The sequence below is a fragment of the Mesorhizobium sp. B2-5-13 genome (genome assembly GCF_006440535.1).
In the GTDB taxonomy this organism is placed as follows: domain Bacteria; phylum Pseudomonadota; class Alphaproteobacteria; order Rhizobiales; family Rhizobiaceae; genus Mesorhizobium; species Mesorhizobium salmacidum.
Window position 1 is genome coordinate 1 of the sequence record NZ_VFUI01000011.1, and the last position, 16958, is coordinate 16958.

Annotated in this window: 16 protein-coding genes; 3 read left to right on the forward strand and 13 right to left on the reverse strand. The window is 64.7% G+C overall.

All coding sequences use genetic code 11. The features are described from left to right. The 13 genes from FJ434_RS18710 to FJ434_RS18770 form a co-directional block, all read right to left on the reverse strand. The coding region (locus tag FJ434_RS18710) for a branched-chain amino acid ABC transporter permease (protein WP_140796815.1) at positions 1–959 on the reverse strand (959 nt) is incomplete at its 3' end. Positions 960–981: 22 nt separating this feature from the next. Continuing rightward, on the reverse strand, positions 982–1869 hold the full coding sequence (locus tag FJ434_RS18715; protein ID WP_140750041.1) for a branched-chain amino acid ABC transporter permease: 888 nt from the start codon (positions 1867–1869) through the stop codon (positions 982–984). Positions 1870–1876: 7 nt separating this feature from the next. Beyond that, positions 1877–2587 carry an ABC transporter ATP-binding protein gene (locus FJ434_RS18720; protein WP_140750039.1) on the reverse strand — a complete coding sequence of 237 codons (711 nt, stop codon included), beginning with the start codon at positions 2585–2587 and terminating at the stop codon, positions 1877–1879. Continuing rightward, positions 2580–3359, reverse strand: coding sequence for an ABC transporter ATP-binding protein (locus FJ434_RS18725; RefSeq protein WP_140750037.1), 780 nt, complete (start codon positions 3357–3359; stop codon positions 2580–2582). Before FJ434_RS18725 ends, FJ434_RS18720 begins: the two co-directional genes overlap by 8 nt. Before the next feature lie 11 nt (positions 3360–3370). Then, the gene (locus tag FJ434_RS18730; RefSeq protein WP_027142472.1) at positions 3371–4573 is read right to left on the reverse strand and encodes an ABC transporter substrate-binding protein; all 1203 of its coding nucleotides are present in this window, start codon (positions 4571–4573) and stop codon (positions 3371–3373) included. A gap of 232 nt (positions 4574–4805) precedes the next feature. Beyond that, the gene (locus FJ434_RS18735) at positions 4806–6566 is read right to left on the reverse strand and encodes an ABC transporter ATP-binding protein (RefSeq protein ID WP_140750035.1); all 1761 of its coding nucleotides are present in this window, start codon (positions 6564–6566) and stop codon (positions 4806–4808) included. A 133-nt stretch (positions 6567–6699) separates the two neighbouring features. Then, a complete protein-coding gene (locus FJ434_RS18740; RefSeq protein WP_140506899.1) occupies positions 6700–7644 on the reverse strand; it encodes an acetamidase/formamidase family protein in 945 nt (314 codons plus the stop codon). Next, the gene (locus FJ434_RS18745) at positions 7634–9277 is read right to left on the reverse strand and encodes an ABC transporter substrate-binding protein (RefSeq protein WP_140750033.1); all 1644 of its coding nucleotides are present in this window, start codon (positions 9275–9277) and stop codon (positions 7634–7636) included. Before FJ434_RS18745 ends, FJ434_RS18740 begins: the two co-directional genes overlap by 11 nt. Before the next feature lie 52 nt (positions 9278–9329). Further along, the gene (locus FJ434_RS18750; protein WP_140750031.1) at positions 9330–10250 is read right to left on the reverse strand and encodes an ABC transporter permease; all 921 of its coding nucleotides are present in this window, start codon (positions 10248–10250) and stop codon (positions 9330–9332) included. Continuing rightward, positions 10247–11152: an ABC transporter permease gene (locus FJ434_RS18755; protein ID WP_140750029.1), complete on the reverse strand. Its 906-nt coding sequence runs from the start codon at positions 11150–11152 to the stop codon at positions 10247–10249. The genes FJ434_RS18750 and FJ434_RS18755 overlap by 4 nt, the downstream gene beginning before the upstream one ends. Next, entirely contained in the window at positions 11130–11759 is a 630-nt protein-coding gene (locus FJ434_RS18760; protein ID WP_140750027.1) for an ANTAR domain-containing protein, read from the reverse strand. Before FJ434_RS18760 ends, FJ434_RS18755 begins: the two co-directional genes overlap by 23 nt. After that, on the reverse strand, positions 11756–12850 hold the full coding sequence (locus tag FJ434_RS18765; RefSeq protein WP_140750025.1) for a transporter substrate-binding protein: 1095 nt from the start codon (positions 12848–12850) through the stop codon (positions 11756–11758). Before FJ434_RS18765 ends, FJ434_RS18760 begins: the two co-directional genes overlap by 4 nt. A 197-nt stretch (positions 12851–13047) precedes the next feature. Next, positions 13048–13440, reverse strand: coding sequence for a hypothetical protein (locus FJ434_RS18770; protein WP_246672862.1), 393 nt, complete (start codon positions 13438–13440; stop codon positions 13048–13050). A 440-nt stretch (positions 13441–13880) separates the two neighbouring features. Between FJ434_RS18770 and FJ434_RS18775 the strand changes: the two genes are divergently transcribed. From FJ434_RS18775 to FJ434_RS18785, 3 genes are all read left to right on the forward strand, one after another. Beyond that, positions 13881–14735: a MetQ/NlpA family lipoprotein gene (locus tag FJ434_RS18775; RefSeq protein WP_140750022.1), complete on the forward strand. Its 855-nt coding sequence runs from the start codon at positions 13881–13883 to the stop codon at positions 14733–14735. Positions 14736–14819: 84 nt separating this feature from the next. Next, a complete protein-coding gene (locus tag FJ434_RS18780; protein ID WP_140750020.1) occupies positions 14820–15902 on the forward strand; it encodes a methionine ABC transporter ATP-binding protein in 1083 nt (360 codons plus the stop codon). After that, positions 15883–16539 carry a methionine ABC transporter permease gene (locus FJ434_RS18785; RefSeq protein WP_140715543.1) on the forward strand — a complete coding sequence of 219 codons (657 nt, stop codon included), beginning with the start codon at positions 15883–15885 and terminating at the stop codon, positions 16537–16539. Before FJ434_RS18780 ends, FJ434_RS18785 begins: the two co-directional genes overlap by 20 nt. Positions 16540–16958 lie beyond the last annotated feature (419 nt).

A 16958-nucleotide genomic window follows, 5' to 3' on the forward strand; every position in this document is an offset into this window, starting at 1 on the left:
GCCCGCCCCAGCACCCGCGCATAAACCTCGCCGACAATCCCGCGCCGAAACACCAGCACGCAGACCATGAAGATAAGCCCGGTGGCGATGGTCACGGGGAAACCGGAGGTGGCCAGCGTGTTTTCCAGGCCGACGACGAGGCTGGCGCCGATGATCGGGCCGACCATGGTGCCGATGCCGCCGAGCAGCGTCATCAGGATCACCTCGCCCGACATCTGCCAGGTGACGTCGGTGAGCGTGGCGAACTGGAAGACGATCGCCTTGAGCGAGCCTGCGAGCCCGGCTAGCGCCGCCGACATGACGAAGGCGCCGAGTTTGTAGCTGGCTACGGAATAGCCGAGCGAAATGGCGCGGTTCTCGTTTTCGCGGATCGAGCGCAGGATCATGCCGAAGGGCGAATTGACGATGCGCCAGATGGCGAAGATGCCGGCCAGGACCACGGCAAGCACGAAATAATAGATGTTCATCGGGGCGTTGAGGTCGAGGACGCCGAACAGGATGCCGCGCGGCACGCCCTGGATGCCGTCCTCGCCTTGCGTGAAGGGCGCCTGCACGCAGAAGAAGAAGAACATCTGCGACAGCGCCAGCGTGATCATGGCGAAATAGATGCCTTGCCGGCGAATGGCGAAGAAGCCCATGACGAGGCCGAGCAGCGCGGCGCCCGCCATGCCGAGCAGGATGCCGGCTTCCGGCGGCCAGCCCCAGACCTTGACGGCGTGCGCGGTGAAATAGGCGGCGCCGCCGAAGAAGGTGGCGTGGCCGAAGGACAGGAGGCCGGTATAGCCGAGCAGGAGGTTGAAGGCGCAGGCAAACAGCGCGAAACACAGCATCTTCATCAGGAAGATCGGGTAGACGAAGAAGGGGGCCGCCAGCAGCGCCAGTATGCCGAGCCCGACCAGCACCCATTCAAGCCGTGCCCAGGGTCTGGCCGATGTCTCACGCAACGAAAGCTCTGCCATGTCGGATGTTTCTTCCGCCATGTCAGGCGTCCCTTCCGAACAGGCCGGCCGGCCGGACCAAAAGCACGATCGCCATGATGACGAAGACCACCAGGTTGGAGGCCTCGGGGTAGAAGACCTTGGTCAGGCCTTCGGCGAGGCCAAGCATGTAGCCGGTGACGATCGCGCCGAGGATGGATCCCATGCCGCCGACCACGACGACCGCGAAGACGACGATGATGAGATCCGATCCCATCAGCGGGCTGACCTGATAGATGGGTGCGGCCAAGATGCCGGCGAGGCCGGCGAGCGCTGAGCCAAGGCCGTAGGTGAGGGTTAAAAGCAACGGCACGTTGACGCCGAAGGCCTGGACGAGACGGGGATTCTCGGTTGCCGCGCGCAGATAGGAACCGAGCCTGGTCTTCTCGATCAGCGCCCAGGTTCCGAAGCAGACGACCAGCGAGGCGACCACGACCCAGCCGCGATAAATAGGCAGGAACATGAAGCCGAGATTGGTGCCGCCCGCCAGCAGCGGCGGCACGGCGTAGGGGTTTCCCGACACGCCGTAATAGTAGCGGAAGATGCCTTCGAGCACGAGCGCGAGGCCGAAGGTGAAGAGCAGGCCGTAGAGCGGATCGGTGTCGTAGAGCCGCGACAGCGCCAGGCGTTCGACCACGACGCCGAACAGCCCGACGATCAGCGGCGCCAGGATCAGCGCCGGCCAATAGCCGATGCCGAGATGGGTGAACAGGAGATAGCCGATGAAGGCGCCCAGCATATATTGCGCGCCATGGGCGAAATTGATGACGCGCAGCAGGCCGAAAATCACGGCCAGGCCGAGGCTCAGCATGGCGTAGAAGGAGCCATTGATCAGGCCGACCAGCAGCTGGCCGAGCAATGCCTGGACGGGGATGCCGAAGATCATCGTCATGGCGCCATCATACACCCAGAATTTCGTGGAGCAGCGTCATGCGGTCCGCCAGTTCGCCGGTGGGGAAACCGGCCACGACCTTGCCGTGCTCCATCAGGTAGAAACGGTCGGCGACACGGCTGGCGAAGCGGAAATTCTGCTCGACCAGCAGGATGGTCATGCCGCGCTGCTTCAACGTCGCCAGCAGCTCGCCGATGCGCTGGACGATGACAGGCGCGAGGCCCTCGGTCGGTTCGTCCAGGAGCAACATCTTGACTCCGGTCCGCAGCATGCGCGCTATCGCCAGCATCTGCTGTTCGCCGCCGGACAGCCGCGTGCCCGGGCTGTTGCGCCGCTCCTTCAGATTGGGGAAGAGATCGAAGATTTCCTCGACGCTCATGCCGCCCGGGGCAACGACAGGCGGCAGCACCAGGTTCTCATCGACAGTGAGTGTCGAGAAGATGCCGCGTTCCTCCGGCACGAAGCCGATGCCCTGGTGCGCGGTGCGGTGCAGCGGCAGCCGCATCAGGTCGGCGCCGTCGAAAACGACCTTCCCGGTTCGCCGGCGGATCAATCCCATGATGGCGCGCAGCGTCGTCGTCTTGCCGACGCCGTTGCGGCCGAGCAAGGTCACCGTTTCGCCGGCAAACACTTCGAGGTCGACGCCGTGCAGCGCATGGCCCTCGCCATACCAGGCGTTGAGACCGCGGACCGCGAGCATGGGCGAAGCACTAGTCATCGGCAGTGCCCATATAGGCCACCTTCACGCGTTCGTCGCGGCTGACGGTGGCGTAGTCGCCGGCCGCGAGCACCTCGCCGCGCTGCATCACCGTTATCCAGTCGCAGAGATCGGCCACCACGGTCAGATTGTGCTCGACCATCATAACCGCGCGGTCGCTCGCCACCGACCGGATGAGGGCGGACACCGTGGCCACGTCCTCATGACCCATGCCGGCCATCGGCTCGTCCAGCAGCAGCACTTTCGGGTCCAGCGCCAGCGTCGTGGCGATCTCGAGCACGCGCTTCCTGCCGTAGGAAAGATCGCCGGCCAGCCTGTTCGTGGCGTCGTCGAGGCCGACGGAACGCAGCAGCTCCATGGCGCGCGGCGTCAACCGGTCGAGCGCCGCCAGCGAGCGCCAGAACTGGACGCCGAGCCCGGCCGGCCGCTGCAGCGCGACGCGCACATTGTCGAGCACGCTGAGGTGCGGAAAGATCGCCGATATCTGGAACGAGCGCACCAGACCCATCCGCGCCACCCTGGCCGGCGAGGTGCGGGTGATGTCGTGCCCGAGCAGCTCGATCCTGCCGCTGGTCGGCGCCAGGAATTTGGTCAGCAGGTTGAAAACGGTCGTCTTGCCGGCGCCGTTGGGTCCGATCAAGGCATGGATGTTGCCATGGAGGACATCCAGGTCGACATTCTTGACGGCGACGAAGCCGGCAAAGTCACGTCGCAGGCCGCGGGCGGAAAGCACGACCCGCGGCTCTTCCGCGTTCAGGTCAGGCGGCACCATGGCCGCGCCGGTCACTGGGCGGCCGTCGGACAGCCGCTGTCCTTCTCGCTGAGGAAGGCCTCCTTGCCGGGAATGGTGGCGAGGTATTTGTAATAGTCCCAATCCTTGGTGCTCTCGCTGGGCGCCTTGACCTGGTAGAGATACATGTCGTGGACCATGTTGCCGTCGGCCTGGACCTTGCCGCCGGTGATGACGGCGTCGTCCACCGGCAGCGAATGGAGCTGCTTGGCGACCGCTTCGGTCTCGTCGGTGCCGGCCTTGTCGATCGCCTTCAAATACTGCGTCACCGCTGAATAGGTCGCGGCCTGGATCATGTTCGGCATGCGGTTGGTGCGCTTGAAGAAGCGCTGCCCGAATTCGCGGCTCTTGTCGTCGCGGTCCCAGTAATAGCCCTCGGTCAGCACGACGCCTTGTGCCGCCTGCAGGCCGAGCCCATGCACTTCGGCCAGCGTGAACAGGAGCGCGGCCAAGCGCTGGCCGCCCTGCACGATGCCGAACTCGGCTGCCTGCTTGATGGAATTGGAGGTGTCGAGGCCGGCATTGGCGAGCCCGATGACCTTGGCGCCCGACGATTGCGCCTGCAGCAGGAAGGACGAATAGTCGGTCGCGCCGAGGGGATAGCGCACCTCGCCCAGCACCTTGCCGCCATGGCTCTCGACGAATTTGGCGGTCTGCTCCTTCAGCGAGTAGCCGAAGGCATAGTCGACGGTGACGAAGAACCAGCTGTCGCCGCCCTGCTGCACGAGGGAGCCGCCGGTGCCCACCGCCTGCGAATGGGTGTCGTAGGCCCAGTGGAAGCCGTAGGGCGAGCACTGCTTGCCGGTGAGGTCCGTGGTCGCCGCACCGGTGACGATGTCGATCTTCTTCTTTTCCTTGGAAATCCCCTGTACGGCGAGCGCGACCGAAGAGGTCGTCAGCTCCATGATGGCATCGACCTGTTCGGTGTCATACCACTGCCGTGCGATGTTGGAGGCGATATCGGGCTTGTTCTGGTGGTCGGCGCTGATGATCTCGACCGGTGCTCCCTGCACCTTGCCGCCGAAATCCTCGACCGCCATTTTGGCTGCCTCGACCGACCATTTGCCGCCGAAATCGGCATAGACGCCGGATTGGTCGTTGAGGATGCCGATCTTGACCTTGCCATCGGAAATCTCGGCGGCCGAGGCGGTGGTGGCCGCAAGGAGCGCGGCGGAAACGACATAGCATAGCTTCATGAGTCTACTTCCTCCCAGTGTGGATGAATCCGGCCGCCCCCTACGGTCGTCATCCGCAAGCACCAAGGAACATTAGGAAAATCAGGCGGAAGGGCAAGGGGCGGCCGCGGATTTCATGACGGCAAGGCCGATCCGATAGCGTGACGCCAGCGGGAAAGCTCAGGACGGGACACGAACATGTGAAGCTCGATCGGAGCACGCCGAGCTTGTTTGAACCACATCCCGGGCAGCTTCAGCCCTCGGTAGCGACGAGATGGCCGTTGCCGACATCGCTCAGCGCCAGTTTCAGCGGTGCCTCGCCGATCCGGCGGGTGGCGCTGGGTATCTCCTGATCGAGGCGGGCAAAACGGCTTCTGCGCTGCGCGGGATCGGGCACCGGCACGGCTTCGATCAGGCGCTTCGTGTAGGGGTGGCGCGGGTTCGAAAAAACCTGGTCGCGCGTGCCCATCTCGACGATCTGGCCGAGATACATGACGGCGACACGGTCGGAGATGTTCTCGACCACGGCCATGTCGTGCGAAATGAAGAGATAGGCGACGCCGAATTCGCGCTGCAATTCCTTCAAGAGGTCAAGCACGCGCGCCTGCACCGAGACATCGAGGGCCGAGACGCTTTCATCGGCGATGATCAGTTTTGGCCTGAGCGCCAATGCCCGGGCGATGCAGACGCGCTGACGCTGGCCGCCGGAGAATTCGTGCGGATAGAGCTCCATCTGGTCTGATGACAGGCCGACGCGGTCGAACAGGGCCGCTACCCGCTCGCGACGCTCTTCCTTCGAGGCGATGCCGTGGATGACCAGCGGTTCGGCGACGAGGTCGCCGACGCGCATGCGCGGGTCGAGCGAGGCGAAAGGATCCTGGAAGATCATCTGCACGTCGCGACGCACCGCCTTGCGCTCGTCGCGGCCGAGACCGGACAAATTGCGGCCGCCAACAACGATGTCGCCGCTATACGGCACCAGCCCGGCCAGCGCCTTGGCGGTGGTCGACTTGCCGCAACCGGATTCGCCGACCAGCGCCAGCGTCTCGTTGGGCGCGATCGAGAAGCTGACGCCCTCGACGGCGTGGACGCGACGTGTGACCCGACCGAGAATGCCGCCGCGCAGGTCGAAGCGGACATGGAGGTCGTTCACCTCTGCGACATTGGCCGGCATTGCGGCTTCGGCGACCTTCTTCAATTGCTGGCGGCCGGCGCCACTGCCGATGCGCGGCACGGCGGCCAACAGCTCGCGCGTGTAGTCGGCTTGCGGGCGGGCGAAAATGTCCGATGTCTTGCCTTCCTCGACCATGCGCCCATGCCGCATGATGATGACGCGGTCGGCCATTTCGGCGACCACGCCCATGTCGTGGGTGATCAGGATGACGCTGGTGCCATGCTTATGCTGCAGGTCGCGCAGCAGTTTCAGCACCTCGCCCTGTACGGTAACGTCGAGCGCCGTGGTCGGCTCGTCGGCGATCAGCACGTCCGGTTCCAGCGCCAGCGCCATGGCGATCATCACGCGCTGGCGCATGCCGCCCGACAGTTCATGCGGAAATTGTCTTAGCCGGCTTTCGGCTTCCGAAATGCGCACCGCCTTCAGCGCCTCGACGGCACGCTGGCGGGCCTGGCTGGGCGACAGGCTGGTATGCGCCTCGATGGATTCGGTGAGCTGGCGGCCGATCGACAGCACCGGGTTGAGCGAGGTCATCGGTTCCTGGAAGATCATGGCGATGCGGTCGCCGCGAATGCGCCGCATCCGGCGTTCGTCGAGGGCGGTCAGCTCGGTCTCGCCCAAATGGACCGTGCCGGCGGAGATGCGCGCTGCGGGCTGCGGCAGGAGCTGCATGATGGCCAGCGCGGTCATCGATTTGCCCGAGCCGGACTCGCCGGCGATGCACAGCGTCTCGCCGCGGGAGAGCGTCAGGGAGAGGTTGGAGACGACCTCGCGGGAGCCCTCCTCGCCGCGCACGGAGACGGAGAGGTTGGTTATGGTGAGGATGCGGTCTGGGGTCATTGCGAGGACAGGATTCTGAGAAGTTTGTTGCGGCACGCCCCCCTCTGTCCTGCCGGACATCTCCCCCTCAAGGGGGGAGATTGGAGGGGGAGATGCCCGGCAGGGCAGAGGGGGGTGCGGCGCTGACCCAACCTCATTCAAACACGCAACGGGGAAAATAGAACGACACCACCCAGTTCGGTATGTCGACAATCTCGCTGATGCGGAGATCGCCGCAGACCGAAGCCAGCATGTAGGCTTCGACCGGGTCGATCTGGTAGTGGCCGGCGAGCAGGTCGACCATCTGGGTAACCGCTTCCTTCGCGCCACTCATCAGGTCCGGACCGATCCCCGTCGTCACCTCATAACCCTTGGCATCAAGATGCCTGGTCACCGGCCCCGGCGTGGTGAAGCGCGGCGTCTTCAGCCGCGCATCTTTCACCAAATCGAGTTTCAGCACGACATCCATCGGACTTTCGATCGCCGTGCCGCAGACCTCGCCGTCGCCTTGCGCGGCATGGGTGTCGCCGACCGAGAACAGCGCGCCCGCCACCTCCACCGGCAGATAGAGCGTGGTGCCGGCGGCGAGATCGCGAATGTCGAGATTGCCGCCGACGCGGCGCGGCGGCACCACCGAGTGGTGGCCCATCTCGGCCAACGCATTGCCGATCGTGCCGGCGAAGGGTTTCAGCGGCACGCGCGCATTTTTGCCGAACAGCGCCGGTTCGAGCGAGACGGCGTCGTATTTCCAGATGTTCAGCGCCGGCTCCTTGAAGTCGTCGGCGAGCAGGCCAAAACCCGGAATGTTCGCCGTCCAGCCGAAGCCGGACGGCTTGAACATGTCGATCGTCACCTTCAGCGCGTCGCCCGGCTCGGCACCCTCGACGAAGATCGGCCCGGTGACCGGATTGATCTGACCAAAGTCGAGCTTGGCAATGTCGGCGGCGGTGCTATCCGGCTTCAGCTGGCCACCGCCGGCATCCAGGCACCGGAACTCGATGGTCGAGCCGGGCGCCACACGCTCAGCCGGGACAAACGAATTGTCCCAGCCGAAATGGTGATGGCGCCCGTGGATGGTGTAGTCGCAGTTATTGCACATCTTTTACGTACACATTGTCGTAGTTGATCGGGATATGGACCGGGTCGACATAGAGATTGTCGGCGCCGCCCATGCGGGCCGATTTCATGGTGAAGCGCTGCTCGTTGAAGACCGGCGCCCAGGGCGCGTCCTCCATCACCTTGTCGTAGATGGCGCTCCACATCCTGTCGCGCTCGGGGGCCTTGGCCGGGTCGACCACCGAGTCGGCCTCGGCCGCCTTGGCATCGAGATCCTTGTTGCAATACCACGACCAGTTCCAGCCGCCGGGAACCGCGCCGGCGCAACCGAGGATCGGGCCGTAGAAGTTGGACGGATCGGGGAAGTCGGCGATCCAGGCCATGCCGCCCGACCAGATCATAGGCGCGCCGGCCTTGTCGCCGCCGGCGGCAATGACATTGGCCTGCGCCAGCGACTGGATGCTGGCCTTGATGCCGATCGCCGCCAGGTCCTGCTGGATCGCCTGGGCGATGCGCGGGTTGGGGTCGGTGTTCATGGCGAACAATTGCGTCTCGAAGCCATCGGGATGGCCGGCCTCGGCCAGCAGCGCCTTGGCCTTGGCGACGTCATAGGGATAGCCTTTGTACTCCTTGTCGTAGCCCGGCATCGACGGCGGCAGCGGCTGGTTGGCCGGCACGGCGCGACCGTTGATGATCTGGATGATGCGCGCCTTGTTGAGCGCCATGTTGACGGCCTGGCGCACCTTCACATTGTCGAACGGTGCCATGGTGGTGTTCATGGTGACGTAGCCGGTGTGCAGCTGGCCGCCTTCGACGACGCGCGCCTTCTGCTCGGGATCGGCCATAACCTCCTGGAATTTTGCCGGCGGAATGCCGTCGCCGGGCACGTCGATCTCGCCCTTCTGCAGGCGCAGCAGCGCCACGATCGGCTCCTGGCCGATCTCGAAGGTGATCTTGTCGAGATGCGGCAGGCCCTTGTGCCAGTAGTCCGGGTTGCGCTCGAAGACGATGCGCTGGCCGAGCGTCCACTCGGCCAGCTTGAAGGCGCCGGTGCCGACAGGGTGCTTGCCGAAATCGGCGCCGTATTTCTCGACCTCCTCCTTCGGCACGACATGCGAGAAGTTGATGGCCATGACGTGCAGGAAGGTGGCGTCCGGGCGGGTCAGTTCGAACTTCACCGTGTAGGGATCCACGACGGTGACGCCGGACAACGTCCCGGCGTTGCCGGCGGCGACATCCTCATAGCCCTTGATCGAGCCGAAGAAGCCGGCGCCGGGGCTCTGCGTCTTCGGATTGGTGACGCGGTCGAGCGAATATTTGACGTCGTCGGCGGTCATCTCGCGGCCATTGTGGAACTTCACGCCATGGCGCAGCTTGAAGGTGAAGGTCTTGCCGTCGGGCGAAATCTCGTAGCCCTCGGCGAGGTCGGGCTTGAGGTTGGTGGTGCCGGGCTCGTAGTCCATCAGCCCGTCGAACAGGCTCTTGATCATCGACCAGTTCTGCCAGTCATAGCCGATCGCCGGATCGAGGGTCGCGACGTCGTCCTTGTAGGTGATGGTGATGGCGCCGCCCTGCTTGGCGTTGGGATCGATCGTGTCCTCGGCCCGGGCGCTCGTCATGCCAAGCATCAGCGCCAGCGCCGATGCGGCCACGGTCGATGCGAGAAACTTTTTCATTGTTATGTTCCCTTTCTCTGTTTGTGTTCTTGGTTTCATCCGAGCCTGATGCTCATCTCAGTTTGATACGGGGATCGATGAAGGGCGCGATGATGTCGGCCAGGAGGTTGCCGAGCACGATGGCGAAGGCCGAGACCAGGGTGACGCCCATGATGATCGGGATGTCGACGCGCTGGATGGCTTGCCACGCCAGCTGACCGATGCCGGGCCAACCGAACACGCTTTCGACGACGACGATGCCGCCCATGAAAATGCCGATGTCGATGCCGATCATGGCGATGACCGGCAGGATGGCGTTGGGCAGAGCATGGCGGAAGATGATGGCGCCGCGCGCGATGCCTTTCGCACGCGCGGTGCGCACATAATCCTGGCGCAGCACGTCGATCATCGACGAGCGCATCATGCGCGCGTACCAGCCGGCGCCGAGAATGCCCATGGTCAGCGAGGGCAGCACGAGGTGGCGCCACGTGCCGTAGCCGCCGATCGGGAACCAGCTGAGCCGCACGGCAAAGACATAGAGCAGCAGCAGACCGACGACGAATTGCGGCGCCGAGACGCCGACGAAAGAGGCGACCATCAAGGTCTGGTCGGTCGCGGTGCCGCGCTTGACGGCGGCGACCAGGCCCATGGATAGGCCGATCAGCAATTCGCACAAAATGGCGCCGAGCATCAGAAGCAGGCTCGCCGGCAGCCGCGAGACGATGAGCTCGGTCACCTCGGAGCGCTGGATATAGGAGCGGCCAAGATCGCCGCTGACGAGCTTGGTCAGGTAATGCCAGTACTGGACGATGAAGGGCTGGTCGAGGCCGAGCTGCTGGCGGATGTTCTCGACCGTCTGCGGCGTGGCGCTGCGGCCGGCGATCTGGCGCACCGGATCGGCGGGCAGGAGATAGAGCAGCGCGAAAGTGATCAGCGAGACGCCGAGCAGGATCAGCAGCGACTGGATCAGGCGGCGGCCGAGATAGGCGATCATGCCCGGCCCCTCTGTGTCGGGTCGAGGATGTCGCGCAGCGCATCGCCGATCAGGTTGAAGGCCAGCGCCAGCGCCAGGATCGCGGCGCCGGGGAAGAACACCAGCCAGGGTGCAGCCTGAAAGTAGGTCTGGTTCTCGAAGATGATGTTGCCCCAGGACGCCGTCGGCGGCTGCACGCCGATGCCGAGGAAGGAGAGCGTGGCTTCGAGCAGCACGGTGGTCGAGATGCCGAGCGTGCCCCAGACGATGATGGTCGGCAGGAGATGCGGCAGGATGTGGCGAAGCAGGATGCGCGGCGCGCTCGCCCCGATGGTACGCTCGGCATCGATGAACTCTCGTTCGGCGAGCGAAGACGTTTCGGTGTAGATGACGCGGGCGGTCTGCACCCAGTTGACCAGGGCGATGACCATCGCAACGATCCACAGGCTGGGCTGGAATACCGCCGCCAGGCAGATGGCGAGCAGAAGCGCGGGAAAGGCCATCATCAAATCGGTGAAGCGCATCAGCGCGCTGCCCATCCAGCCGCGGAAATAGCCCGCGGTGACGCCGACAAGCGTACCGATGAACAGCGCCACGCCATTGGCGACGATGCCGATGATCAGCGAGGTGCGCGCGCCATAGAGAATGCGGGTCAACAGGTCGCGCCCGAGCAGGTCGGTGCCCAGCCAGAATTTTGCGCTCGGCGGCAAGGGCGAGCCCTCTATGGTCAGGCCGTCGAACATCTGTTCGTTGGGATCATAGCCGGTCAGCCACGGCGCCAGGATCGCGCCCGCGACGACGACGGCGACGATGATCAGGCCGAGCAGCGCCAGGCGGCGCTTGACCAGCCGGCGCCAGACGCCGGCGCGCGGCTTGGCCGGCATGCGCCCGGCCGTGAGATCAGGCGCGATGGGACTGGTCATCGCCGCTCTCTTTCCCGGTCTTGGCCTCTCCCGTTACTTCCTCGGTCATCGCCACAATACGGCGCGCGGCGTCCTCGACGCTGATCTGCCAGCTCATCGCCAGCGAGCGCAGCTGCGCATAGGCGCGGTCGTCGTCGCTGCCTTTCGACAAGGCCGAGACAGCCCGCACGATGGTCTGGCGTTCGGCGACTCGCTGGCGCAATGCGGAAATTTCGCCGGCTAAATGTTTTCTCGCCTCGAACCCCTGGCGTGCGATGAGCAGCGCGCTGTAGACGCCGGCATTGCCGACCGGCTTCAGGAGCTGGGCGTCGGCCTTGTGCGACAGCGCCCATTCTATGCGGCCGGGCGCCTCGGAGCCGATCAACGCCACCAGCGGCATCGGCGCCTCGCCCGGCTTCCAGGGGAATTGCTCGTCGAAACCGAGATCGGCGTCGAAGAAGACGAAGTCGGCAGCCAGCGCCTCCGGCGCCAGTTCCGGCCAGCAGTCGACGGTGACCAGGCCGATAGCCGACAATTGCCTGGTGATCGCCTGTACCGTCGGGTGCGGGCGATGCAGGACGAAGGCCCTGGCGCCGCCAAGGTTGGGGATGCGCGGGGTCCGGGTCACGACACCACCCGCAGGCGCGGCCGCCCGAATGTTTTTGCGGGGTCGTAGCGCGACAGATAGGGGTCCGGCGCGACCTCGTCCTCGCGGCTGACGACTTCGAAGAACCCGTCCGCGATCCGGCCGATGATGACAGGCAGCGTGGCGTGCTGGGAATGCGCGTCGATGGCGATCGGGCCGAGCCGGGTGGAGAAGCGCCGCTCGGCGAAGGTTTTTGAAAATTCCGCCGGACCGGCGTCGGGATTACGCGACAGCACATCGGCCATCACTTGCACCGAGGCATAGGCGGAGGCTTCGAATGAGGACGCGAAGGCGGCCGGCCTTGGCGCGAAATAAGGCCCGACCGACAGATGGCCCCTGCCCGTTTCCCCGATCGCCGGCAGTTCACCCTCGGTGAGGTTGCAGGAGATCACCGGGCAAGACTCAGGACTGAAAGCCGCATCCTCGCCCGCCAGATCACGATAGGCCGCCAGGAAGGCATAGGACGAGGTGCCGATCAGATTGTTGAGGATGAAATTGGGGCGCGTCGCCCGGATCTCGGCGATCAGCCGCGACACGTCGGTCTCGCCGATGCGCAGATAGCGCTCGCCCAAAACCTTGCCGCCGGCGTCGGCGATCAGGTCGCGCGCCACGCGGTTCATCTCCCAGCCCCAGATATAGTTCGAGCCGAGCAGAAAACCGTTGGCACCGAAGCGCGGCACGACATGGGCCAGCAGCGGCACCAGATGCTGGTTGGGGCAGGCATGCATGTAGACGACATGCTCGTTGGCCTCGAAGCCTTCATAGGGGCAGGCGTACCAGAGCATGCCGCCGGCCTTTTCCAGCACCGGAATCGTCTCCTTGCGGCTCCAGGAGGTGACGCAGCCGACGACGTGGCGCGCGCTGCTGGTCCTGAAAATGTCCTCGCACAGCGTCGCGTAGCGATCGGCATTGCTTTGCGGGTCGCGCTCAACCGGCACCAACTCGATGCCCGAGCTCCTGTCGGCATTGATGTCGGCGATGGCGCGCATGGCGCCGATGCGGCACGCATCGGAAACGAGCTGATAGCTCCCGGAGCGGGAATAGAGGATGCCGATCTCGATGCGCCGTTTCAAACAGAACCCCAGAAATGACAATGCCCCGCAGCCAGCGCCGGGAAAGGCGAGGCATACGAGGCATGTTTGCCGCCCGGCGATCAGAGCCGGTATTTGCCTTAGCGTATTCGGTCCGGCGGCTCAGTCAAGCCCTCAACGCCATCCGCGTCAAACACCGAGTGTCCGGCCCTCGCTGGTTCCCGCGAAATCCGCTGTCGCTATTTGGCCGCCGGCCTGTGTTGGCGGGCATAGGCCACGCAAGCATCCACGGTGCTGACACAAAGCGCGTCGCGCTTGTTCGGCAGGTTGTTGTCGCCGGCGTAGGCAACTTCGGCGACGCGGCCGTCGACCATGCGGACCTGCGTGTCGCAGTAACCGCCGGGAGCGACATTGACGGAACCGCCGACCGTCGGGATCGCCCCCACGGCCAAGGCAGGAACGACGACGCTGAGATTGCCGCGCTGGACGACACGCTTATAGGTCCAGATCTGCCCGGACTGGCCGACATCCGCGGTGGCGGTCGGAAACCCCGCGCACATTCGAACGTCGGCTTCGCTGAGACCGACCATCTCCTTGCGAGCCGCCGCCGCGGTGGGATCGACCTTGGTCATGCGCGACGTATCGTCGGGAACGACGCAGGAAGACTGGACGACGACGATGAGGCCAGAAAGGGCAAGCTTTCGAATACAGGGAAATGTCATACCGATTAGTTGAGATCGCGTGGCGCCCGGCCGCCCTCTCTACCTAGGCAAGCAGACCGCCGGATCAACCCGCACGCCTTCACGAAAAGGTGGCTGAGCAAACCGCGGAGCTTTTTGCACTTCCGCTCGCCATGGATGAACCCGCCGGACGAAGGACGTCCATCATTTCCGGGCGATGTCCTCGAAGCGCGTCCTGTGCTCCCTTCCCCGGAATTTTTGAGAGAATATTTCCGGCTTCGCCGAGAATGGCGAAACGTGTTCTTTGATAAAATCGATAGGATTTATGACGATGTGATCAAGGCTGGGTAATCCGCCTTGCTGCCATGACTTCACAACCGCAGAGATCAATCATGTCCGACTTCAACACCACTTCGTCTTTTTCCCCCAGGTCAACCCTGAACCGCCGCAGCGGCCTGGCTCTGCTGTTCGCCTCGGCTGTCGCGATCGGCAGCCTGATGGCACCGCATGCGTCGTTCGCCGAGGACAAGAAGGCAATCAAGGTCGGCATCATCAGCGGCGAGGACGAGGATGTCTGGCGCGTCGTGGTCGCCAAAGCCGCCGAGAAGGGCCTGAGCATCGAGACCGTGGTGTTCAACGACTACACCCAGCCCAACGAGGCGCTGGAGCGCGGCGAGATCGACGCCAACGCCTTCCAGCACCAGCCTTATCTCGACAACCAGATCAAGACGCAGGGCTACCATATCGTACGCGTCGGCTATACCGGCGTGTGGCCAATCGGCCTCTACTCAAAGAAGTACAAAAAGGTCGCGGACCTGCCGGAGGGCGCGGTGATCGGCCTGCCGAACGACCCGTCCAACGAAGGCCGGGCGCTGCGCGTGCTGCAGAATGAGGGCGTGATCAAGTTGAAGGACGGCACCGGCATTCTCGCCACCACCGCCGACATCGCCGAAAATCCCAAGAAGGTCGAGATCAAGGAACTCGACGCCGGCATCGTCGGCCGTTCGGTCGAGGACCTCGACGCCGCCGTGGTCAACACCGACTGGGCGCTGAAAAGCGGCCTGACGCCGGAAAACCGCATCGCCCAAGAGCCTATCGCAGGCAATCCCTACCGTAACTTCATCGCGGTGAAGGCCGGCAACGAAAACGAGGCCTGGGTGAAGACGCTGGTGGCATCCTACCAGAACGACGCGGTCAAGGCCGAGTTCGACAAGGTCTACAAAGGCACAGGCCTCAGCGCCTATTAAGACCATCCGGGCACTGATGTGCCTTTGACCGGGACAGCGGCCCGCGCAATGCGCGGGCCGCGATCGTATTTTCAGGATCCGCCTATGAACCAGCATTTCACCGCAACCACCGAGCCCGGGGATCAGGCCGCTACACAGGACGTGCTGCGACTTGTCGACCTGAAGCGCCGTTTCGGCGCGACGGCGGCGCTCGACGGCATTTCCTTGACGGTGCGCAGGGGAGAGATCCTTGGCATTATCGGCCGCAGCGGCGCCGGCAAATCGACGCTGATCCGCTGCCTGAACGGGCTGGAGCGTCCCGATTCCGGCGAGGTCTTCATCGAGGGCCGCGAGATCAGCCGGCTTGGCGAACGCGACCTGCAGCCGCTGCGGCGACACATCGGCATGATCTTCCAGCATTTCAACCTGCTGTCGGCCAAGACGGTCGAGGACAATGTGGCGCTGCCGCTCAAGATCGAGGGCCGGCCGAAGGCGGTGCGGCTGAAGCGAGCGGCAGAACTGCTCGATCTCGTCGGCCTGTCGGAGAAGGCGAAAGCCTATCCGGCGTCGCTGTCCGGTGGCCAGAAGCAGCGTGTCGGCATTGCCAGGGCGCTTGCCGCGCGGCCAGCGCTACTTCTGTCGGACGAGGCGACCTCGGCGCTCGACCCGGAGACGACCCGCTCCATCCTTGCCTTGCTGAAAGATATCAACCGGCGGCTCGGCCTGACGATCGTGCTGATCACCCATGAGATGGAGGTGATCCGCTCGATCGCCGGCCGCGTGGCGGTGATCGACGCCGGGCGCATTGTCGAGGAAGGGCCAGTCTGGTCGGTGTTCGCCGATCCACGTTCCGAGATCACCCGCAGCCTGCTCGGCGCCATCCGCCCGCAGCTTCCGCCGGAGCTGGCGGCGCGGCTGCTGCCGGCGGGCGGCACCGAAACGATCTTGCGCGTCGACGTGGCAGGCGAGGCCGCGCGGGCGCCGCTGCTGTCCGACCTCGCCGCCGCCGTGCCCGGTGCTTTTCGCCTCATCCATGGCGGCATCGACCATATCCAGCAACAGCCGGTCGGAACGCTGTTCCTCTCCATCCCCGGCAATCACGCAAGCCACCTCGCAGAAGTGATCACATTCCTGAAGTCCCGCCAGGCGCGGGTGGAGGTACTTGGCCATGTCGCCGATCCTGTTTGAGCTTCTGTTGCGATCGATCTGGGAGACGGTGCTGATGACGGCCGCCTCCGGCCTGATTTCCCTGGTCTGCGGCCTGCCGCTCGGGCTGGCGCTGATTGCCACCGAACGCGGCGGCATTGCCGAAAGCCCGTGGGTGAACCGCGTGCTCGGCGCCGTCATCAACGGCTTCCGCTCGGTGCCCTTCATAATCCTTCTGGTGGCGCTGATCCCGGTGACACGGCTGATCGTCGGCACGTCGATCGGCACATGGGCGGCGATCGTGCCGCTGTCGATCGCCGCCACGCCCTACTATGCGCGCATCGCCGAAGTGTCGCTGCGCGAGGTTGACCACGGCCTGATCGAGGCGGCGCGCGCCATGGGCGGCAACCGCTGGACGATCATCCGCGAGGTGCTGGTGCCGGAAGCGCTGCCTGGCATCGTCGCCGGCTTCACGGTGACGCTGGTCACACTCATCGGCGCCTCGGCGATGGCGGGCGCCATCGGCGCCGGCGGGCTGGGCGACCTCGCCATCCGCTACGGCTATCAGCGGTTCGAGACGTCGGTGATGATCGCCGTGGTGATCGTGCTGATCATCCTGGTCTGCGGCATCCAGTGGGTGGGTGACCGGCTGGTGGCGAGACTGGATCGGCGGGGGTGATGAGCCGGCTGAACGTTGACCGGAGCCTCCCCAATTTTCGTCATACCAGGGCGGAGCAGCCGCGAAGCGGCGTCGCGGAGACCCTGGTATCCATGCCGGGACCTCGACCGAAAGTGCAGCGGATCAGATTCTGCGCCGTCGCAACGCTCTGAGGTCGCGGGTCTGCGCCGCGTCGCTACGCTCCTTGCTCCGCCCGCGGATGACGAAGACGTTTCGGCTAATCGCCAAGGCAGTCCATCGACGCAACCGGGCTAGCCTCTCAATCTTATCCCTTCCGGGTCGAAGAATGGCATCGGCGCGACGACCGCGCGTACTGGCTTGCCGTCTATGTCGATGCTGAGTCCGGTTCCGACCGAGGTGAACGGCAACCGCAAATGCGCTGTCTTTCCGATCGTCGTCGGAGACGGAAACGACATGTG